Source organism: Pseudomonas sp. O39, from assembly GCF_045447295.1.
In the GTDB taxonomy this organism is placed as follows: Bacteria; Pseudomonadota; Gammaproteobacteria; order Pseudomonadales; family Pseudomonadaceae; genus Aquipseudomonas; species Aquipseudomonas antarctica_A.
The window spans coordinates 51,738-66,060 of sequence record NZ_JBJGXV010000022.1; the positions used below are offsets into that span (position 1 = coordinate 51,738).

At 60.8% G+C, this 14,323-nt stretch carries 11 protein-coding genes and 4 tRNA genes; 7 read left to right on the forward strand and 8 right to left on the reverse strand.

All coding sequences use genetic code 11. The features are described 5' to 3' along the window. Window positions 1–31: 31 nt before the first annotated feature. Both ACI77D_RS23185 and ACI77D_RS23190 read left to right on the forward strand, forming a co-directional pair. On the forward strand, window positions 32–2,683 hold the full coding sequence (locus tag ACI77D_RS23185; RefSeq protein WP_407017572.1) for a DUF4118 domain-containing protein: 2,652 nt from the start codon (window positions 32–34) through the stop codon (window positions 2,681–2,683). Then, window positions 2,680–3,372 (forward strand): response regulator, encoded by a 693-nt coding sequence (locus tag ACI77D_RS23190; protein WP_262667459.1) that lies wholly within the window; start codon window positions 2,680–2,682, stop codon window positions 3,370–3,372. Before ACI77D_RS23185 ends, ACI77D_RS23190 begins: the two co-directional genes overlap by 4 nt. Here the strand turns inward: ACI77D_RS23190 and ACI77D_RS23195 are convergent. Continuing rightward, on the reverse strand, window positions 3,332–4,255 hold the full coding sequence (locus tag ACI77D_RS23195) for a LysR family transcriptional regulator (RefSeq protein WP_407017573.1): 924 nt from the start codon (window positions 4,253–4,255) through the stop codon (window positions 3,332–3,334). The two genes, ACI77D_RS23190 and ACI77D_RS23195, sit on opposite strands and share 41 nt — an antisense overlap. A gap of 106 nt (window positions 4,256–4,361) precedes the next feature. Here ACI77D_RS23195 and ACI77D_RS23200 point away from each other — a divergent pair, with 106 nt between their 5' ends. Further along, on the forward strand, window positions 4,362–5,873 hold the full coding sequence (locus ACI77D_RS23200) for an MFS transporter (RefSeq protein WP_407017574.1): 1,512 nt from the start codon (window positions 4,362–4,364) through the stop codon (window positions 5,871–5,873). A gap of 78 nt (window positions 5,874–5,951) precedes the next feature. Here the strand turns inward: ACI77D_RS23200 and ACI77D_RS23205 are convergent. The 4 genes from ACI77D_RS23205 to ACI77D_RS23220 all read right to left on the reverse strand — a co-directional run bounded on the left by ACI77D_RS23205 (window position 5,952) and on the right by ACI77D_RS23220 (window position 6,471). Continuing rightward, a tRNA-Asp gene (locus ACI77D_RS23205) sits at window positions 5,952–6,028 on the reverse strand. 19 nt (window positions 6,029–6,047) lie between these two features. Then, window positions 6,048–6,123 (reverse strand) — tRNA-Val (locus tag ACI77D_RS23210). 176 nt (window positions 6,124–6,299) lie between these two features. Continuing rightward, a tRNA-Asp gene (locus ACI77D_RS23215) sits at window positions 6,300–6,376 on the reverse strand. A 19-nt stretch (window positions 6,377–6,395) separates the two neighbouring features. Then, window positions 6,396–6,471, reverse strand: a tRNA-Val gene (locus ACI77D_RS23220). Window positions 6,472–6,630: 159 nt separating this feature from the next. On the opposite strand from ACI77D_RS23220, the gene rdgC reads away from it, so the two are divergent. The 3 genes from rdgC (at window position 6,631) to sugE (ending at window position 9,109) form a co-directional block, all read left to right on the forward strand. Next, window positions 6,631–7,551 carry a recombination-associated protein RdgC gene (gene rdgC, locus ACI77D_RS23225; protein WP_003190130.1) on the forward strand — a complete coding sequence of 307 codons (921 nt, stop codon included), beginning with the start codon at window positions 6,631–6,633 and terminating at the stop codon, window positions 7,549–7,551. Window positions 7,552–7,722: 171 nt separating this feature from the next. Then, a complete protein-coding gene (locus ACI77D_RS23230; protein ID WP_407017575.1) occupies window positions 7,723–8,688 on the forward strand; it encodes a bile acid:sodium symporter family protein in 966 nt (321 codons plus the stop codon). A 106-nt stretch (window positions 8,689–8,794) separates the two neighbouring features. Then, window positions 8,795–9,109, forward strand: coding sequence for a quaternary ammonium compound efflux SMR transporter SugE (gene sugE, locus ACI77D_RS23235; RefSeq protein ID WP_017136389.1), 315 nt, complete (start codon window positions 8,795–8,797; stop codon window positions 9,107–9,109). A gap of 117 nt (window positions 9,110–9,226) precedes the next feature. Here the strand turns inward: sugE and ACI77D_RS23240 are convergent, their stop codons facing one another. The 3 genes from ACI77D_RS23240 to ACI77D_RS23250 all read right to left on the reverse strand — a co-directional run bounded on the left by ACI77D_RS23240 (window position 9,227) and on the right by ACI77D_RS23250 (window position 13,615). Then, a complete protein-coding gene (locus tag ACI77D_RS23240) occupies window positions 9,227–11,101 on the reverse strand; it encodes an MFS transporter (protein WP_262667455.1) in 1,875 nt (624 codons plus the stop codon). Between the two features lie 63 nt (window positions 11,102–11,164). Continuing rightward, window positions 11,165–12,313, reverse strand: a complete 1,149-nt coding sequence (locus tag ACI77D_RS23245; protein WP_407017576.1) for a TDT family transporter — start codon at window positions 12,311–12,313, stop codon at window positions 11,165–11,167. A gap of 114 nt (window positions 12,314–12,427) precedes the next feature. Beyond that, a complete protein-coding gene (locus ACI77D_RS23250; RefSeq protein WP_407017577.1) occupies window positions 12,428–13,615 on the reverse strand; it encodes an MFS transporter in 1,188 nt (395 codons plus the stop codon). Between the two features lie 91 nt (window positions 13,616–13,706). On the opposite strand from ACI77D_RS23250, the gene ACI77D_RS23255 reads away from it, so the two are divergent. Continuing rightward, complete coding sequence (locus tag ACI77D_RS23255; protein ID WP_262667453.1) at window positions 13,707–14,252, forward strand: TetR/AcrR family transcriptional regulator; 546 nt, start codon at window positions 13,707–13,709, stop codon at window positions 14,250–14,252. Window positions 14,253–14,323: the final 71 nt, after the last annotated feature.

A 14,323-nucleotide genomic window follows, 5' to 3' on the forward strand; every position in this document is an offset into this window, starting at 1 on the left:
CGTTAAATGTGTTGTATTCAACAGGAATGACATGCCCGCATTAAACGACGAACGCCCCGACCCCGACGCCCTATTGGCCCGGGTACAGCTGGAAGAACAGGCCGCCTTGCGCGGCAAATTGCGTATCTACTTCGGCTCAAATGCTGGGGTGGGCAAGACCTGTGCGATGCTCGCAGCGGCGCAACGCGAAGTCGCCCTGGGCCGTGACGTACTCGCCGGCGTGGTGGAAACCCATGGCCGCGCGGAAACCGCGGCGCTGCTCGATGGCCTCGAACAACTGCCGCGCGCCGCCCTGCTGCACCGCGACTTCGCGCTCAGCGAATTCGACCTCGACGCCGCCTTGCACAGGCACCCCGCCGTGGTGCTGGTGGACGAACTGGCCCACAGCAACGTGCCCGGCTCGCGTCACCCCAAACGCTGGCAAGACGTAGAAGAATTGCTCGGCGCCGGTATCGACGTGTGGACCAGCCTCAACGTCCAGCACCTGGAAAGCCTGAATGATCTGGTCAGTGGAATCATCGGCATCCGCGTGCGTGAAACCGTGCCCGATCACGTCTTCGATAACGCCCACGAAGTGGTGGTGATCGACCTGCCGCCCGATGATCTGCTGCAACGCCTCAAGGACGGCAAGGTCTACCTCGGCCCACACGCCGAACGGGCCTCAAAACATTTCTTCCGTAAGGGCAACCTGCTGGCCCTGCGTGAACTGACGCTGCGGCGCACAGCGGACCGGGTCGACACGCAGATGCGCGTATACCGCCGCGAACAGTCAATCAAAGCCTTATGGCCAGCGCGCGAACGGCTGCTGGTGGGTGTAGCGGGCGACGCGGGCGATGAGCGCCTGGTGCGCGAAGCCGCGCGCCTGGCGCAAAAACTCGAAGCGGACTGGATCGTGGTGCATGTCGCATCAGCCCAGGGCCGCGGCGCCAAGCGCTATCTGACGGCCATGAAAACCCTGACCCTGGCCAGCGAATTCGGCGCCGACACGGCAACACTGCCGGGCATGGACGTCGCCGACGCGCTGGTCGCCTGTGCCCGTGAGCACAACGCCAATCGCCTAGTGCTCGGCCACCATCCGCGCCAGGCGTGGCGGTTCTGGCATCAGTCGGTCAGCGACCGGATCAGCCGCCATCACCCGCAGATTGATCAGATCGTGATAGCCCACGGTGCAGTGCCGGGGCCTGCGCCTGCCATCGAAAAACCGACACCTGCACCGGGCAGAGTCCTGGCCTATCTGTGGGCCACACTCGCCTGTTTCGCCGCCAGCGCCATTGCTGCATTGCTGCTGCAAGTGTTCGACCTGGCCAACGTCGTCATGCTGTTTTTGCTCACCGTGGTGTTGGTGGCCCTGCGTTACGGACGTGGCCCGGGCGTCTGGGCCGCGATGCTGGCGGTGCTGTGTTTCGACTTCTTTTTCGTGCAGCCGCGCTACTCGTTTACCGTCACTGACACCCAGTATTTCTTCACCTTTGCACTGATGCTCGGCATCGCCCTGATCACCGGGCAACTCACTGCGCGCCTGCGCCACGAAGCACGCACCGCCGCCGCGCGCGAACGGCGCGCCACCTCATTGGCGCGACTGGCTCGCGACCTGTCGGCGGCGCTGACGGTGGAGCAAATCAGTGAAGTCGCGCTGCGCACCTTCAGCGGTGTATTCGAAGCACGCGTAGGCCTGGCGCTGCCGGACGCCGCCGACGGCGTGCACAGCGTGGGCGCGGGCGGGTTGCCGATTGACGAGAGCATCGCCCAATGGACCTACGACCACGGCCAGGCCGCCGGTCACGGCACCGACACCTTGTCGGCGGCCAAAGGGTGTTACTTGCCGCTCAAGGCACCGATGCGCGTACGCGGCGTGCTGGTGCTGGAGCTGGCCCAGAGCGAACGCTTGAGCGATCCGCAGGAGCGCCGCCTGCTGGAAGCCTGCATGAGCCAGTTGGCGATTGCGCTGGAGCGGGTGCATTTCGTCGAAGTCGCGCAAAGCACGCTGGTGCAGATGGAAGGCGAAAAGATGCGCAACACCCTGCTCGCGGCAATATCCCACGACCTGCGTACCCCTTTGACCACCCTGATCGGTGCCGCCGACACCGCCCTGCCCCACGCCCCACCAGGCCCGCTGACCGAGTTGCTGCACGGCATCCATGAACAAGCGACGTCAATGCAGCGGCTGATCGAAAACCTGCTGGACATGGCCCGCATGCAGGAACGCGGTGTGCGCCTGAACCGGCAGTGGCATTCGCTGGAAGAAATCGTCGGCAGCGCACTGCGCCAGTTACGTGAACCTCTGGCGCAACACTGCGTGCACACCGCACTGGACCCGCGGTTGCCACTGGTGGAAATCGACGCGCTGTTGATCGAACGGGTGCTGGTCAACCTGTTGGACAACGCCGCCAAATACACCCCGCCAGGCAGCAGCATTACCGTCGCCGCCCGCTCTGCTGCGGACACCATTGTGCTGGACGTCAGCGACAACGGCCCGGGCCGGGCGCCGGCTAACTTGTTCGAACCCTTCACGCGCGGCCAGCAGGAATCATCCGTCGCCGGCATCGGCCTGGGCCTGGCACTGGCCAAACGCATCGTCGAAGCCCACGGCGGGCGCATCGAAGCCAACGCCGTTGAGGCATGCGGCATGCACTTCATCATCACTTTACCGGCGGGCACACCCCCGCCCATGGAAGCCTTATGAGCACCGCACGCATTTTGATTGTTGAAGACGAAGCCAATATCCGCCGCTTCGTCGGGATCGCCCTGCAGGATGAAGGTTTTCAGGTGTTCGAGGCCGACAGCGTCAAACGCGCGCTGATCCATGCGGCGAGCCGTCAACCGGACCTGGTGATCGTCGACCTCGGCCTGCCGGATGGCGATGGCAAACAACTGATCAGTGAACTGCGCGGTTGGTTGGCAGTGCCGATTCTGGTGTTGTCGGCGCGTGATCGCGAAGAAGAGAAAGTTGCCGCCCTGGACGCAGGTGCCGATGATTACCTGACCAAGCCGTTCGGTGTGCCCGAGTTGCTCGCACGCATCCGCGCCCAACTGCGCAGGCATGGTCAGACCGGCACCGTGGCAGCCACCAGCAAGGTCGCGTTTGGCGGGATTGAAGTCGACCTGTCGACCCACGAGGTATGGCGCCAGGGCCAGCCTGTGCATCTCACCCCCATCGAATACCGCCTGCTCTGCGCGATGATTCGCGGCCAGAGCCGGGTGCTGACCCACCGGCAATTATTGCTGGAAGTGTGGGGCCTGGATTACGTGGACCGCGCCCACTATTTGCGGGTGCACATGGCGCACTTACGGCAAAAGCTGGAAGAGGACCCGGCGCAGCCGCAGCATTTCATTACCGAGTTGCAGGTGGGGTATCGGTTGATGGGGTTGTAAAAAGGCGTTCGGCGACAAAGTCCACAAATACGCGGATTTTTGGCGAGAGATGCCGGCTCGAGGGCCACAGCGCCCAGAACTGGCCCTGGTCATCGGAATGCCCGTCCAGCACGGTTTCCAGCTGTGCCTGCGCCAGCGCGTCCCGGGCCAGAAAGTCCGGCACGTAGGCTATGCCATGCCCATCGGTGGCGGCCATGAGCATGGCTTCCATGTTGTTCAAGGTCAGCGCAGTAGGAAGGCGTAATTGGGTGATCGCCGGGTTGGCGGACAAGGTCCATTCCATGACTTTGCCGGTGGTTGCAAAGCGATAACGCAGGCACTGATGGCGCTCAAGATCACCGAGGGTTTCCGGACGCCCGTTAGCACGCAAGTATTTGGGTGATGCGCACAGTAAAAAGCGAAAAGGTCCGAGTTTACGGGCCATCAACGTCGAATCGGCGAGGCCGCCGCTGCGAATCACCACGTCGAAGCCCTCCTCGATCACATCCACCAGGAGGTCGTTGAAATCCAGCTCCAATTCAATCTCCGGATAGGCTTGCCTGAACGCGAGCAGGTGGGGAAAGAGGAAGCGATAGCCGATGGTGGGCAGGCTGACCCGCAATTTGCCGCGCGGGGCCTGCATGGCATGGGAAAGCATGGCGCGGGCGTCCTGCAGGTCATCGAGAATTTTCCGACAACGATCGTAGAACAATTGACCTTCGGCAGTCAGGCTGACCTTACGCGTGCTGCGGTGCAACAGCCGGACATTCAACGATGCCTCCAGCTTGACCACATTTTTGCCCACCGCCGAGGCGGAAATCCCCATCGCCCGCGCCGCGCCTGTGAAGCTGAGTGCTTCTGCGGTTTTCACGAAGGCGATCACACCACTGAGATTATCGGTCACACCATTACATCCTTATCGTCCGCTATGAACGGAATGTAGGCCTGTTTATCGGTAATTACATCCTGATTAGAGTCTTTATCTTCATAGAACGTTAGGAATGTACGCGATGAACACAGTCGAACCCGCCCATGGTCGCTATTCGATTCTGGCAGCCATTTGCCTGGCAGCCCTGGTGCTGCCCATGAGCTTTACCGGCGGCGCGGTGGCGACGCCGTTTATCGGCCAGGCATTTGCCGCCCACCCCACGCAACTGGTGTGGGTCACCAACGCGTTCATGCTCAGTTTCGGCAGTTTGTTGATGGCCGCCGGCACCCTCGCCGACCTCTATGGGCGCAAGCGCTTGTTCTTGTGGGGCATGGCGCTGTTTACCGTGGCCTCCCTGCTGCTGGCCGTGGCGCCGGGCATTCTTTGGCTGGATATAGTGCGCGGGGTGCAAGGCGTTGCGGCGGCCATTGCGTTGGCCAGTAGCTGTGCGGCGCTGGCACAGGTGTTTGATGGCCATGCCAGGACGCGTGCCTTCAGCCTGCTGGGCACTACTTTCGGCGCGGGCCTGGCGTTTGGCCCGCTGCTGTCGGGGCTGCTGATCGAACACTGGGGCTGGCGCGCGATTTTCCTGGGCACGGCATTGCTGGCGGGGCTCTCACTGCTGTTCGCCGTGCCCAACATGCGTGAGAGCCGCGACCCGCAGGCGCTGCACCTGGACGTGGCCGGCGTGCTGACCTTTTCGGCCATGCTGGTGAGCTTGACCACGGCGGTCATTCTGGCACCGGAACACGGCTGGGGCTCAGCAACGACCCGGTATCTGCTGGCGGCAGCAGCGGTGTTTTTGCTGGTATTTATTCGGGTTGAAAATCATACGAGCCAACCGATGCTCGACCTGCGGCTGTTTCGCTTTGTGCGCTTTATTGGCGTGCAGTTGCTGCCGATCGGCACCTGTTACTGCTACATCGTCCTGATCGTACTGTTACCGCTGCGGTTTATGGGTGTCGAAGGCGCCAGCGCATTTGAGGCGGGTTTAATGATGCTGGCGCTGTCCGCACCCATGCTGGTCGTACCGATTATTGCCGCAACGCTGACACGTTGGCTGTCGGCGGGCGTACTGTGCGCCGTTGGCCTGTTGATTGCGGCTGCGGGCTTGTACGGGTTGAGCCTGGCCAGGATCGGCCAGCCGTTGCAGACCGTCGCCGCACTGCTGGTCATCGGGATCGGCACGGGCTTGCCGTGGGGTTTGATGGATGGCCTGGCGATCAGTGTGGTACCCAAGGAGCGCGCGGGCATGGCGGCAGGCATTTTCAATACAACCCGAGTCGCCAGTGAAGGGGTGGCGCTGGCAATCACGGTTGCCGTGTTGAGCGCACTGGTTGCCCATCATCTGCCCGCAGGCACTGCGCAGGACGCGGCAGTGCTTGCCCAGCAGTTGGTCATGGGCGACGTCCGAGACGCCAGTGCAAACATCCCACTGGAATTGCTGCGCACGGCCTACCTTGCGGGCTTCAATACCTTGCTGCAATTGCTGGCAGGACTCACCCTGTCTACAGCGGCGGTGGTCTTTGTGTTCCTGAGCCGACGCGAAGTTGCGCCAATAGCCGCGGCGCCGACCGTTGAGTCGCTGCGCTGAATCGCAGGCAAAAAAAGCCCGCTCAATGAGCGGGCTTCTTGTGGTGACCTGGCGTTCAGTGTTCCAGGTTACCGAATATGGCGCAGCGGACGGGACTCGAACCCGCGACCCCCGGCGTGACAGGCCGGTATTCTAACCGACTGAACTACCGCTGCGCGTAACACTTGAAGCGAATGGTGGGTGATGACGGGATCGAACCGCCGACATTCTGCTTGTAAGGCAGACGCTCTCCCAGCTGAGCTAATCACCCTTCGTTTCGGTGTGGGCGCATCATACAACAAAAAAACGTAATGTGTTGATTTAAATGCAATTTATTTAAAAAAACTTCATTGCGTGATTGTTTGCCGTATTTCGGACAAAAAAAACCCGCTCAATGAGCGGGCTTTCTGTGGTGACCTGGCGTTCAGTGTTCCAGGTTACCGAATATGGCGCAGCGGACGGGACTCGAACCCGCGACCCCCGGCGTGACAGGCCGGTATTCTAACCGACTGAACTACCGCTGCGCGTAACACTTGAAACGAATGGTGGGTGATGACGGGATCGAACCGCCGACATTCTGCTTGTAAGGCAGACGCTCTCCCAGCTGAGCTAATCACCCTTCGCTTCGGTGTGGCGCGCATTCTACGGAGCGACCCTAAGTCTGGCAAGCACTTTCTTAAATCTTTTTTTTGAGGCCTTCCAATGGCTTAGGCAGGGTTGGCCTCAGCCCTGATCAAGAGAATAATGCCCCCCTTTGTATAAAGGAGAGACTCACCCCATGTGGTTCAAGAACCTGCTTATCTATCGCCTGACCCAAGATCTGCCTGTTGATGCCGAGGCGTTGGAAGCGGCAATGGCCACCAAACTGGCGCGCCCTTGTGCAAGCCAGGAGTTGACCACTTACGGTTTCGTCGCGCCTTTCGGTAAAGGTGAAGACGCTCCCCTGGTTCACGTCAGCGGTGACTTCCTGCTGATCGCCGCGCGCAAGGAAGAACGCATCCTGCCAGGTAGCGTGGTGCGTGACGCACTGAAAGAGAAAGTCGAAGAGATCGAGGCCGAGCAAATGCGCAAGGTCTATAAAAAGGAACGGGACCAGATCAAGGATGAAATCATCCAGGCCTTCCTGCCGCGTGCGTTTATTCGTCGCTCGTCGACCTTCGCCGCCATCGCGCCGAAACAGGGCCTGATCCTGGTCAACTCGGCAAGCCCGAAACGCGCCGAAGACTTGCTGTCGACCCTGCGCGAAGTGATCGGCACCCTGCCGGTACGCCCGCTGACGGTTAAAACCGCACCGACTGCGATCATGACCGACTGGGTCACCACCCAAAAACCGGCCGATGACTTCTTCGTCCTCGACGAATGCGAACTGCGCGACACCCACGAAGATGGCGGCATTGTGCGCTGCAAGCGCCAGGACCTGACCAGCGAAGAAATCCAGTTGCACCTGACCACCGGCAAAGTCGTGACCCAATTGTCCCTGGCCTGGCAGGACAAGTTGTCCTTCATGCTCGACGACAAGATGACCGTCAAGCGCCTGAAGTTCGAAGACCTGCTGCAGGATCAGGCCGAACAGGACGGCGGCGACGAAGCCCTGGGCCAACTGGACGCCAGCTTTACCCTGATGATGCTGACGTTCGGCGAGTTCCTGCCGGCGTTGGTTGAGGCACTTGGCGGCGAAGAGACGCCACAAGGCATCTAAGCCATGTGAAGATCAAAATGTGGGAGCGGGCTTGCTCGCGAATGCGCAGTGTCAGTCACTTAATAGGCTGACTGATTCACCGCATTCGCGAGCAAGCCCGCTCCCACATTTGATTGGGTTTCCAAGCAAACATCAGCACTCCCGAACTTACCTGATAACAAGGACATCCCCATGCGTGCTCTCGCCGCCTTGAGTCGCTTTGTCGGCAATACCTTCGCCTACTGGGTGCTGGTTTTCGCGGTCCTCGCCTTCCTTGAGCCCAGCTGGTTCATTGGCCTCAAAGGCGCCATCGTGCCGCTGTTGGGCCTGGTGATGTTCGGCATGGGGCTGACCTTAAAACTTGAAGATTTCGCCGAGGTCGCCCGCCACCCGTGGCGCGTCGCACTCGGCGTAGTCGCGCACTTTGTGATCATGCCGGGCGTGGCCTGGTTGCTGTGCCAGGCGTTCCACCTGCCGCCGGAAATTGCCGTCGGCGTGATTCTGGTCGGCTGCTGCCCAAGCGGCACGTCGTCCAACGTGATGACCTGGCTGGCGCGGGGCGACCTGGCGCTGTCGGTGGCAATCGCCGCCGTCACCACCCTCCTCGCCCCGCTGCTCACACCGGCGTTGATCTGGCTGCTGGCGTCGGCCTGGCTGCCGGTGCCGTTCATGGAGTTGTTCTGGTCGATCCTGCAAGTGGTGCTGCTGCCGATCGTGCTCGGCGTGGTGGCGCAACGTGTGCTCGGCGAGCGGGTCCGCCATGCCGTGGAGGTGTTGCCGCTGGTGTCGGTGGTCAGCATCGTGATCATTGTCGCGGCGGTGGTTGCGGCGAGCCAGGCGAAGATCGCCGAGTCCGGCCTGCTGATCATGGCCGTGGTGATGTTGCACAACAGCTTTGGCTACCTGCTGGGCTACTTCACCGGTCGGTTGTTCAAGCTGCCATTGGCACAGCGCAAATCGCTGGCGCTGGAAGTGGGCATGCAGAACTCCGGGCTGGGCGCCGCACTGGCCAGCGCGCACTTTTCGCCGCTGGCGGCGGTGCCGAGTGCGCTGTTCAGCGTCTGGCACAATATTTCCGGGGCTTTGCTGTCGACTTACTTCCGCAGAATGAGCGAAAAGGAAGACCGTCGCGCTTTGCAGGACACGCCAAAAACTTGATCGCCCGATCAATATTCGGCACTCTACCGAGCTTCGCGGGGACGACCTCGCGACGCTTTCAAGCGCTAATTCCGGGGACGACCCCAGCTATAGTTTGGAGGTCATCATGTCCTGGATCATTCTGTTTTTTGCCGGGCTGTTTGAAGTCGGCTGGGCGGTCGGCCTGAAGTACACCGACGGTTTCAGCAAACCGCTGCCAACGGCCCTGACCATTGCCGCCATGGCTATCAGCCTCGGCCTGCTGGGGCTGGCCATGAAGGAACTGCCGCTGGGCACCGCCTATGCCATCTGGACGGGTGTGGGCGCGGTGGGCACGGTAATCGCCGGGATTATCCTGTTTGGGGAATCCATGGCGTTGTTTCGGTTGGCGAGTGTGGCGTTGATCATTTGCGGGTTGGTAGGCCTCAAGATCAGCGCCTGAGCCACTATCGCTTTCGCGAGCAAGCCCGCTCCCACACTCAACCGCGTTCGCTTGAACAACTCGGTCAACTGTGGGAGCGGGCTTGCTCGCGAAGGGGCCCTGACAGGCAACAAAAAACTACCTGACACTCCCCCGCAACACCCCTACTCGCTCCTGCAACTGCGCAGGCGTCGCCGCCTCCACCGCAACAGGCTCGCCCGCCACCAACGTGACATGCGACCAGATCCGATGAAAGAACCCCTTGTTCGGATCGCGACTGAAGAAACTCCCCCACAACCCCTGCAACGCCATCGGAATCACCGGCACCGGTGTCTCTTCGAGAATGCGCGTCACGCCGCCACGGAAGTCATTCATCTCACCGTCGGCCGTCAATTTGCCTTCCGGAAAGATGCACACCAGCTCCCCTTCTTTCAGGTACTGGGCAATCCGCGTGAAAGCCTTTTCGTAGATCTGGATATCTTCGTTACGCCCGGCAATCGGAATCGCCCCGGCCGTACGGAAGATAAAGTTCAGCACCGGCAAACGGTAGATTTTGTAGTACATCACAAAGCGAATCGGCCGACGCACTGCGCCACCGATCAACAGCGCATCGACGAACGACACGTGGTTGCACACCAGCAAGGCTGCGCCTTCATCCGGAATCAGCTGCAGATTGCGATGCTCCACCCGGTACATGGAATGGCTGAGCAGCCAGATCATGAAACGCATGGTGAACTCGGGGACGATCCTGAAGATGTAGGTGTTGACCGCAATGTTGAGCAGCGACACCACCAGGAACAGCTCCGGGATCGACAGCTTGGCCACACTCAGCAACAGGATCGACACGATCGCCGAGACCACCATGAACAGTGCGTTGAGAATATTGTTGGCTGCGATCACCCGCGCGCGCTCGTTCTCGGCGGTGCGCGACTGAATCAGCGCATACAGCGGCACGATATAAAAGCCGCCGAACACACCCAGCCCAAGGATATCGAACAGCACCCACCACGCCTGTCCGTAACCGAGCACCGCCAGCCAATCGTTCGCCTGGACGTTCTGCGGGAAGCCGCCGGAGTGCCACCACAGCAGCAGGCCAAACACGGTCAGACCAAATGAACCGAACGGCACCAGGCCGATTTCCACCTTGCGACCTGAGAGCTTTTCGCAAAGCATCGAGCCCAGCGCGATACCCACCGAGAACACCGTGAGGATCAGCGTCACCACGGTTTCGTCGCCGTACAACCATTCCTTGGCGTAAGCCGGGATCTGCGTCAGGTAGATCGCGCCGACAAACCAGAACCACGAGTTGCCGACAATCGAGCGCGACACTGCCGGCGTCTGCCCCAGGCCCAAACGCAGGGTGGCCCAGGATTCGCTGAAAATATTCCAGTTCAGCCGCAGCTCTGGCGTAGACGCCGCCGCGCGCGGAATGCTGCGGCTGGCCAGGTAACCCAGCACCGCCACACCGACAATCGCCGCCGCCACGATCGGTGCGTAATGGGTGGACGACATCATGATCCCGGCGCCAATGGTGCCAGCCAGGATCGCCAGGAACGTGCCCATTTCCACCAGGCCGTTACCTCCCACCAGCTCATCGTCGTGCAGGGCCTGGGGCATGATCGAGTACTTGACCGGGCCGAACAGCGCCGAGTGCGTGCCCATGGCAAACAGCGCCAGCAGCATCAGTTCCAGGTGATTGAACAGGAAGCCCGTGGCGCCTACGGCCATGATCACGATCTCACCAATCTTGATCGCACGGATCAATGCGTCCTTGTTGAATTTCTCGCCAAATTGCCCGGCCAGCGCCGAGAACAGGAAAAACGGCAGGATAAACAGCAGGGCGCACAGGTTGACCCAGATGGAGCGGTCACCGTCGAGGGTGAGTTTGTAGAGAATCGCCAGGATCAGCGATTGCTTGAAGATATTGTCGTTGAAGGCGCCCAGTAACTGGGTAACGAAAAACGGCAGGAAACGCCGTGTTCGCAGCAAGGTGAATTGTGAGGGGTGGCTCATCGTCCGTGTTCCTGCGTGGCCTGAAGGCTTGGATTGTCAGGCCACGACTTTACCTAATCTCGCTTACTTATTCCCTAGCCCCGCAATGCAAGGCGAAACAAAAAGCTCACCTTTATAGGCGCCCTGCACGGTGCGCTTGGCGACGATCAGCCACATCAGCGCCAATGCCACCACCAGCACAGTGCCAAACACACTGAAGAAACCCAGGTGCAATACGCTCGCAAGCTTCAGCGTGGCCAAGGCGTAAACCCCCAATGGGAAGGTAAAACCCCACCAGCCGAGGTTGAACGGAATGCCCGCACGCAGGTACCGCAGGGTAATCAACACGGCGATCAGCATCCACCACAAGCCGAAACCCCACAGGGTGATGCCCGCCACCAGGCCAATGCCGTTGGCCATCTCGCCAACACCGGGCAAGCCGTTGGCCGCGAAGATCGCCGGTGCATCGCCGCCCAGCAGCAGCATGCCGAGGGCGCCGGTGCCGATGGGGCCAAGCGCCAACCAGCTCGACGCAGCCATATTTGCGTGGGGCAGTTTGTGCAGAGCCATGCGCAACATCAGGATGGTCAGGATGCTGAACGCCACCGGCAGGGAAAACGCCCACAACACGTAGCTGGTCACCAGCATCACCAGTTGCGAATGGGCGTCGACCAGGTGCGGCGCCAGCAGGCCACCGCTGGCTGCAGCGACTTCGGCCGCGACCACGGGCAACAGCCACACGGCCGTCATCTGGTCGATGCTGTGTTCCTGGCGGGTGAACATCATGAACGGGATCAGTACACCGCAAGCCAGGGCCATCGCCACATCCAACCACCACACTGCTTCAGCCAACGGTATGACATCGCTGCCCCAGCGTGGCAGGCCGAACAGCAGCAAGCCATTGAGAATCGTCGCCAGGCCCATCGGGATGGTGCCGAAAAACATCGAAACCGTGGAGTGCCCGAAAATCCGCCGCGCCTCGTTGAAGAACATCACCCAACGGGCGGCATACAAGAGGCTGAACAGGACAAACAGGCCAATGGTGAACATCCAAAGCCCTTCGGCAATGGCGTGCAAGCCGGGCACACTGACGGGCAATTGGGCCAAGGCCAACGCCAGCACGCCGGTGCCCATGGTCGCGGCAAACCAGTTGGGGGTGAACTGGCGAATCACTTCCCGAGGACGGGTCAAGTGACTGAAGGGTTTATAGCTGATGGTATTGGAGCAGGTCATGATGGCAATCCTCTTCCTCGCATGAGGTTGAAACCATCATAGAACCTGAACGAATATCTATATAACGGGTAATATCTCTAACTGTTATCTGTTTTGCCGATATAGCGATATTTCCTATACCGCAGTTCTGGCTCGCCCCGAATCCTGCAACATCAAACCGACCAGCGCACTGAGGGCCAGCACAATCAGCACGGCGCCGTAGCCATCGGTGGTGGCGATGAGGCCAAACACCCGGCTAAGGTTACCCGCCAACAGCGCCGGCACGCAGAACGCCAGGTAGCTCAATACGTAAAACGCAGACATCAAGCCCGCCCGTTCATGGGGCAGCGCCAACCCCACGATACTGCGCACACTGCCCATGAACCCGCCGCCGAAACCCAAGCCTGCGATGACACTGGCGACAAAAAACAGCCACAGACTGGCACTCTGCACGGCGACCAGCAGCAACGCCACACCCGCCGCCAACAAGACCGCCGACAGCCGCATGATCTTGTCTGCCGCACGCGCGCGCAGGCTGTAAATCATTACCGCGCCACTCAGGGTTACGACTGCCACCAGTCCGCCGCCAATCAGGTGCGAGGTCGAACCGGTCGCAGCCCGCACGAGCGAAGGGGCCAGGGATGAAAAGAACCCGCCCAGCGACCACACCGCCACATTCAGCGGCATCGCCAGCCACAAGGCACGGCGCGCTTGCTCCGGCACATGCAGGGTCGGCGCCAACGACTTCAAGGCACCGGGTATGCGGCTGACGGTTTCGGGCAAGCGCAACATGCAGACCGCCTGAAGAGCCATCAACCCCAGCAGTGTGAAGTAAACCAATTGAGTCGGGCGTGGTGCGAACTCCACGAGCAAGCCGCTGCCAAGGCCGCCACTGGCCATGCCCAGGAGTGGCGCCAGGCTATTGAGCATTGGGCCGCGCAAACGGTCGGTGTCCAGCAGCGTGGCACTCAGCACCGCCGTTGCCGTGCCTGTCGCGAAACCTTGCAACGCGCGGGCGGCAATCAAGTAGGCGATGCTGTCAGCGTTGATAAACAGCAGCATCGCCAGCATATTCAGGATCAGTGCGACGAAGATCACCGGCTTGCGCCCCAGGTAATCCGACAGCGAACCCACGGTCAACAACGCCGCTAACAGGCTCACCGCGTAAACGCCGAAAATCACCGTCAGCATGGCCGCGGAGAAATGCAGGCTGTCCTGGTAAACCTGATACAGCGGAGTAGGCGCGCTGGACGCAGCGAGGAAGGTCAACATCGTGATGACCAGGAACGCCAGGCTGGAACGTTGAGGCATGACGCTAGACATAAGCACACTCCGCTAAAGCTAATATTTTGCTTTTGCGGAGTGTGCTACTGGCAAGCGCTTAAAGCAAATTCTTTGTGTTAAGGTTTTACGCATGGCGATAAAAGAAGGCCTCCGCCCGGGAGGCCGTAGTGCCCGGGTACAAGAATCAGTGCATAACGCCGCGCGCGAACTGCTGGAGGCCCATGAGCGTTCCAGCGTTACCGTGCCGATGATTGCTGCGCGCGCGGGCGTGACGCCCTCGACGATCTACCGGCGCTGGGGCGACTTGTCCGCCCTGCTCGCCGACGTGGCCTTGGAACGCCTGCGCCCGGACAGCGAGCCCGCCAACACCGGCACCCTTCGCGGTGACCTGCACGCCTGGGCCGAGCAATACCTGGATGAAATGAGCTCAGAACCGGGTCGCAACATGATGCGTGACGTGCAGTGCAGCGTGACCCCGGGGTACTGCGTCAGCATCCTGAGCGGGCAGCTGCAGACGATTGTCGATCGCTACCAAGGCGCCACACCACCGCCGCCGAGCGTGGACCATCTGATCAACCTGCTGGCGGCGCCGACGGTGTTTCGCATTCTGTTCTCAACCGCACCGTTGACGGTACAAGAGCTGCATGCGCTGATTGAGTTGGCACTGAACGCCTGAAGATCCTGCACAAAACCCAATGTGGGAGGGGGCTTGCTCCCGATGAGGGTGGACCAGTCACTGAATAGGTT

Excerpts from the sequence above, each read along its gene's own strand:
- ACI77D_RS23185 (WP_407017572.1), top strand. The coding sequence starts at position 32 with ATGCCCGCATTAAACGACGAACGCCCCGACCCCGACGCCCTATTGGCC.
- ACI77D_RS23190 (WP_262667459.1), top strand. The coding sequence starts at position 2,680 with ATGAGCACCGCACGCATTTTGATTGTTGAAGACGAAGCCAATATCCGC.
- ACI77D_RS23200 (WP_407017574.1), top strand. The coding sequence starts at position 4,362 with ATGAACACAGTCGAACCCGCCCATGGTCGCTATTCGATTCTGGCAGCC.
- rdgC (WP_003190130.1), top strand. The coding sequence starts at position 6,631 with ATGTGGTTCAAGAACCTGCTTATCTATCGCCTGACCCAAGATCTGCCT.
- ACI77D_RS23230 (WP_407017575.1), top strand. The coding sequence starts at position 7,723 with ATGCGTGCTCTCGCCGCCTTGAGTCGCTTTGTCGGCAATACCTTCGCC.
- sugE (WP_017136389.1), top strand. The coding sequence starts at position 8,795 with ATGTCCTGGATCATTCTGTTTTTTGCCGGGCTGTTTGAAGTCGGCTGG.
- ACI77D_RS23240 (WP_262667455.1), bottom strand. The coding sequence starts at position 11,101 with ATGAGCCACCCCTCACAATTCACCTTGCTGCGAACACGGCGTTTCCTG.
- ACI77D_RS23245 (WP_407017576.1), bottom strand. The coding sequence starts at position 12,313 with ATGACCTGCTCCAATACCATCAGCTATAAACCCTTCAGTCACTTGACC.
- ACI77D_RS23250 (WP_407017577.1), bottom strand. The coding sequence starts at position 13,615 with ATGTCTAGCGTCATGCCTCAACGTTCCAGCCTGGCGTTCCTGGTCATC.
- ACI77D_RS23255 (WP_262667453.1), top strand. The coding sequence starts at position 13,707 with ATGGCGATAAAAGAAGGCCTCCGCCCGGGAGGCCGTAGTGCCCGGGTA.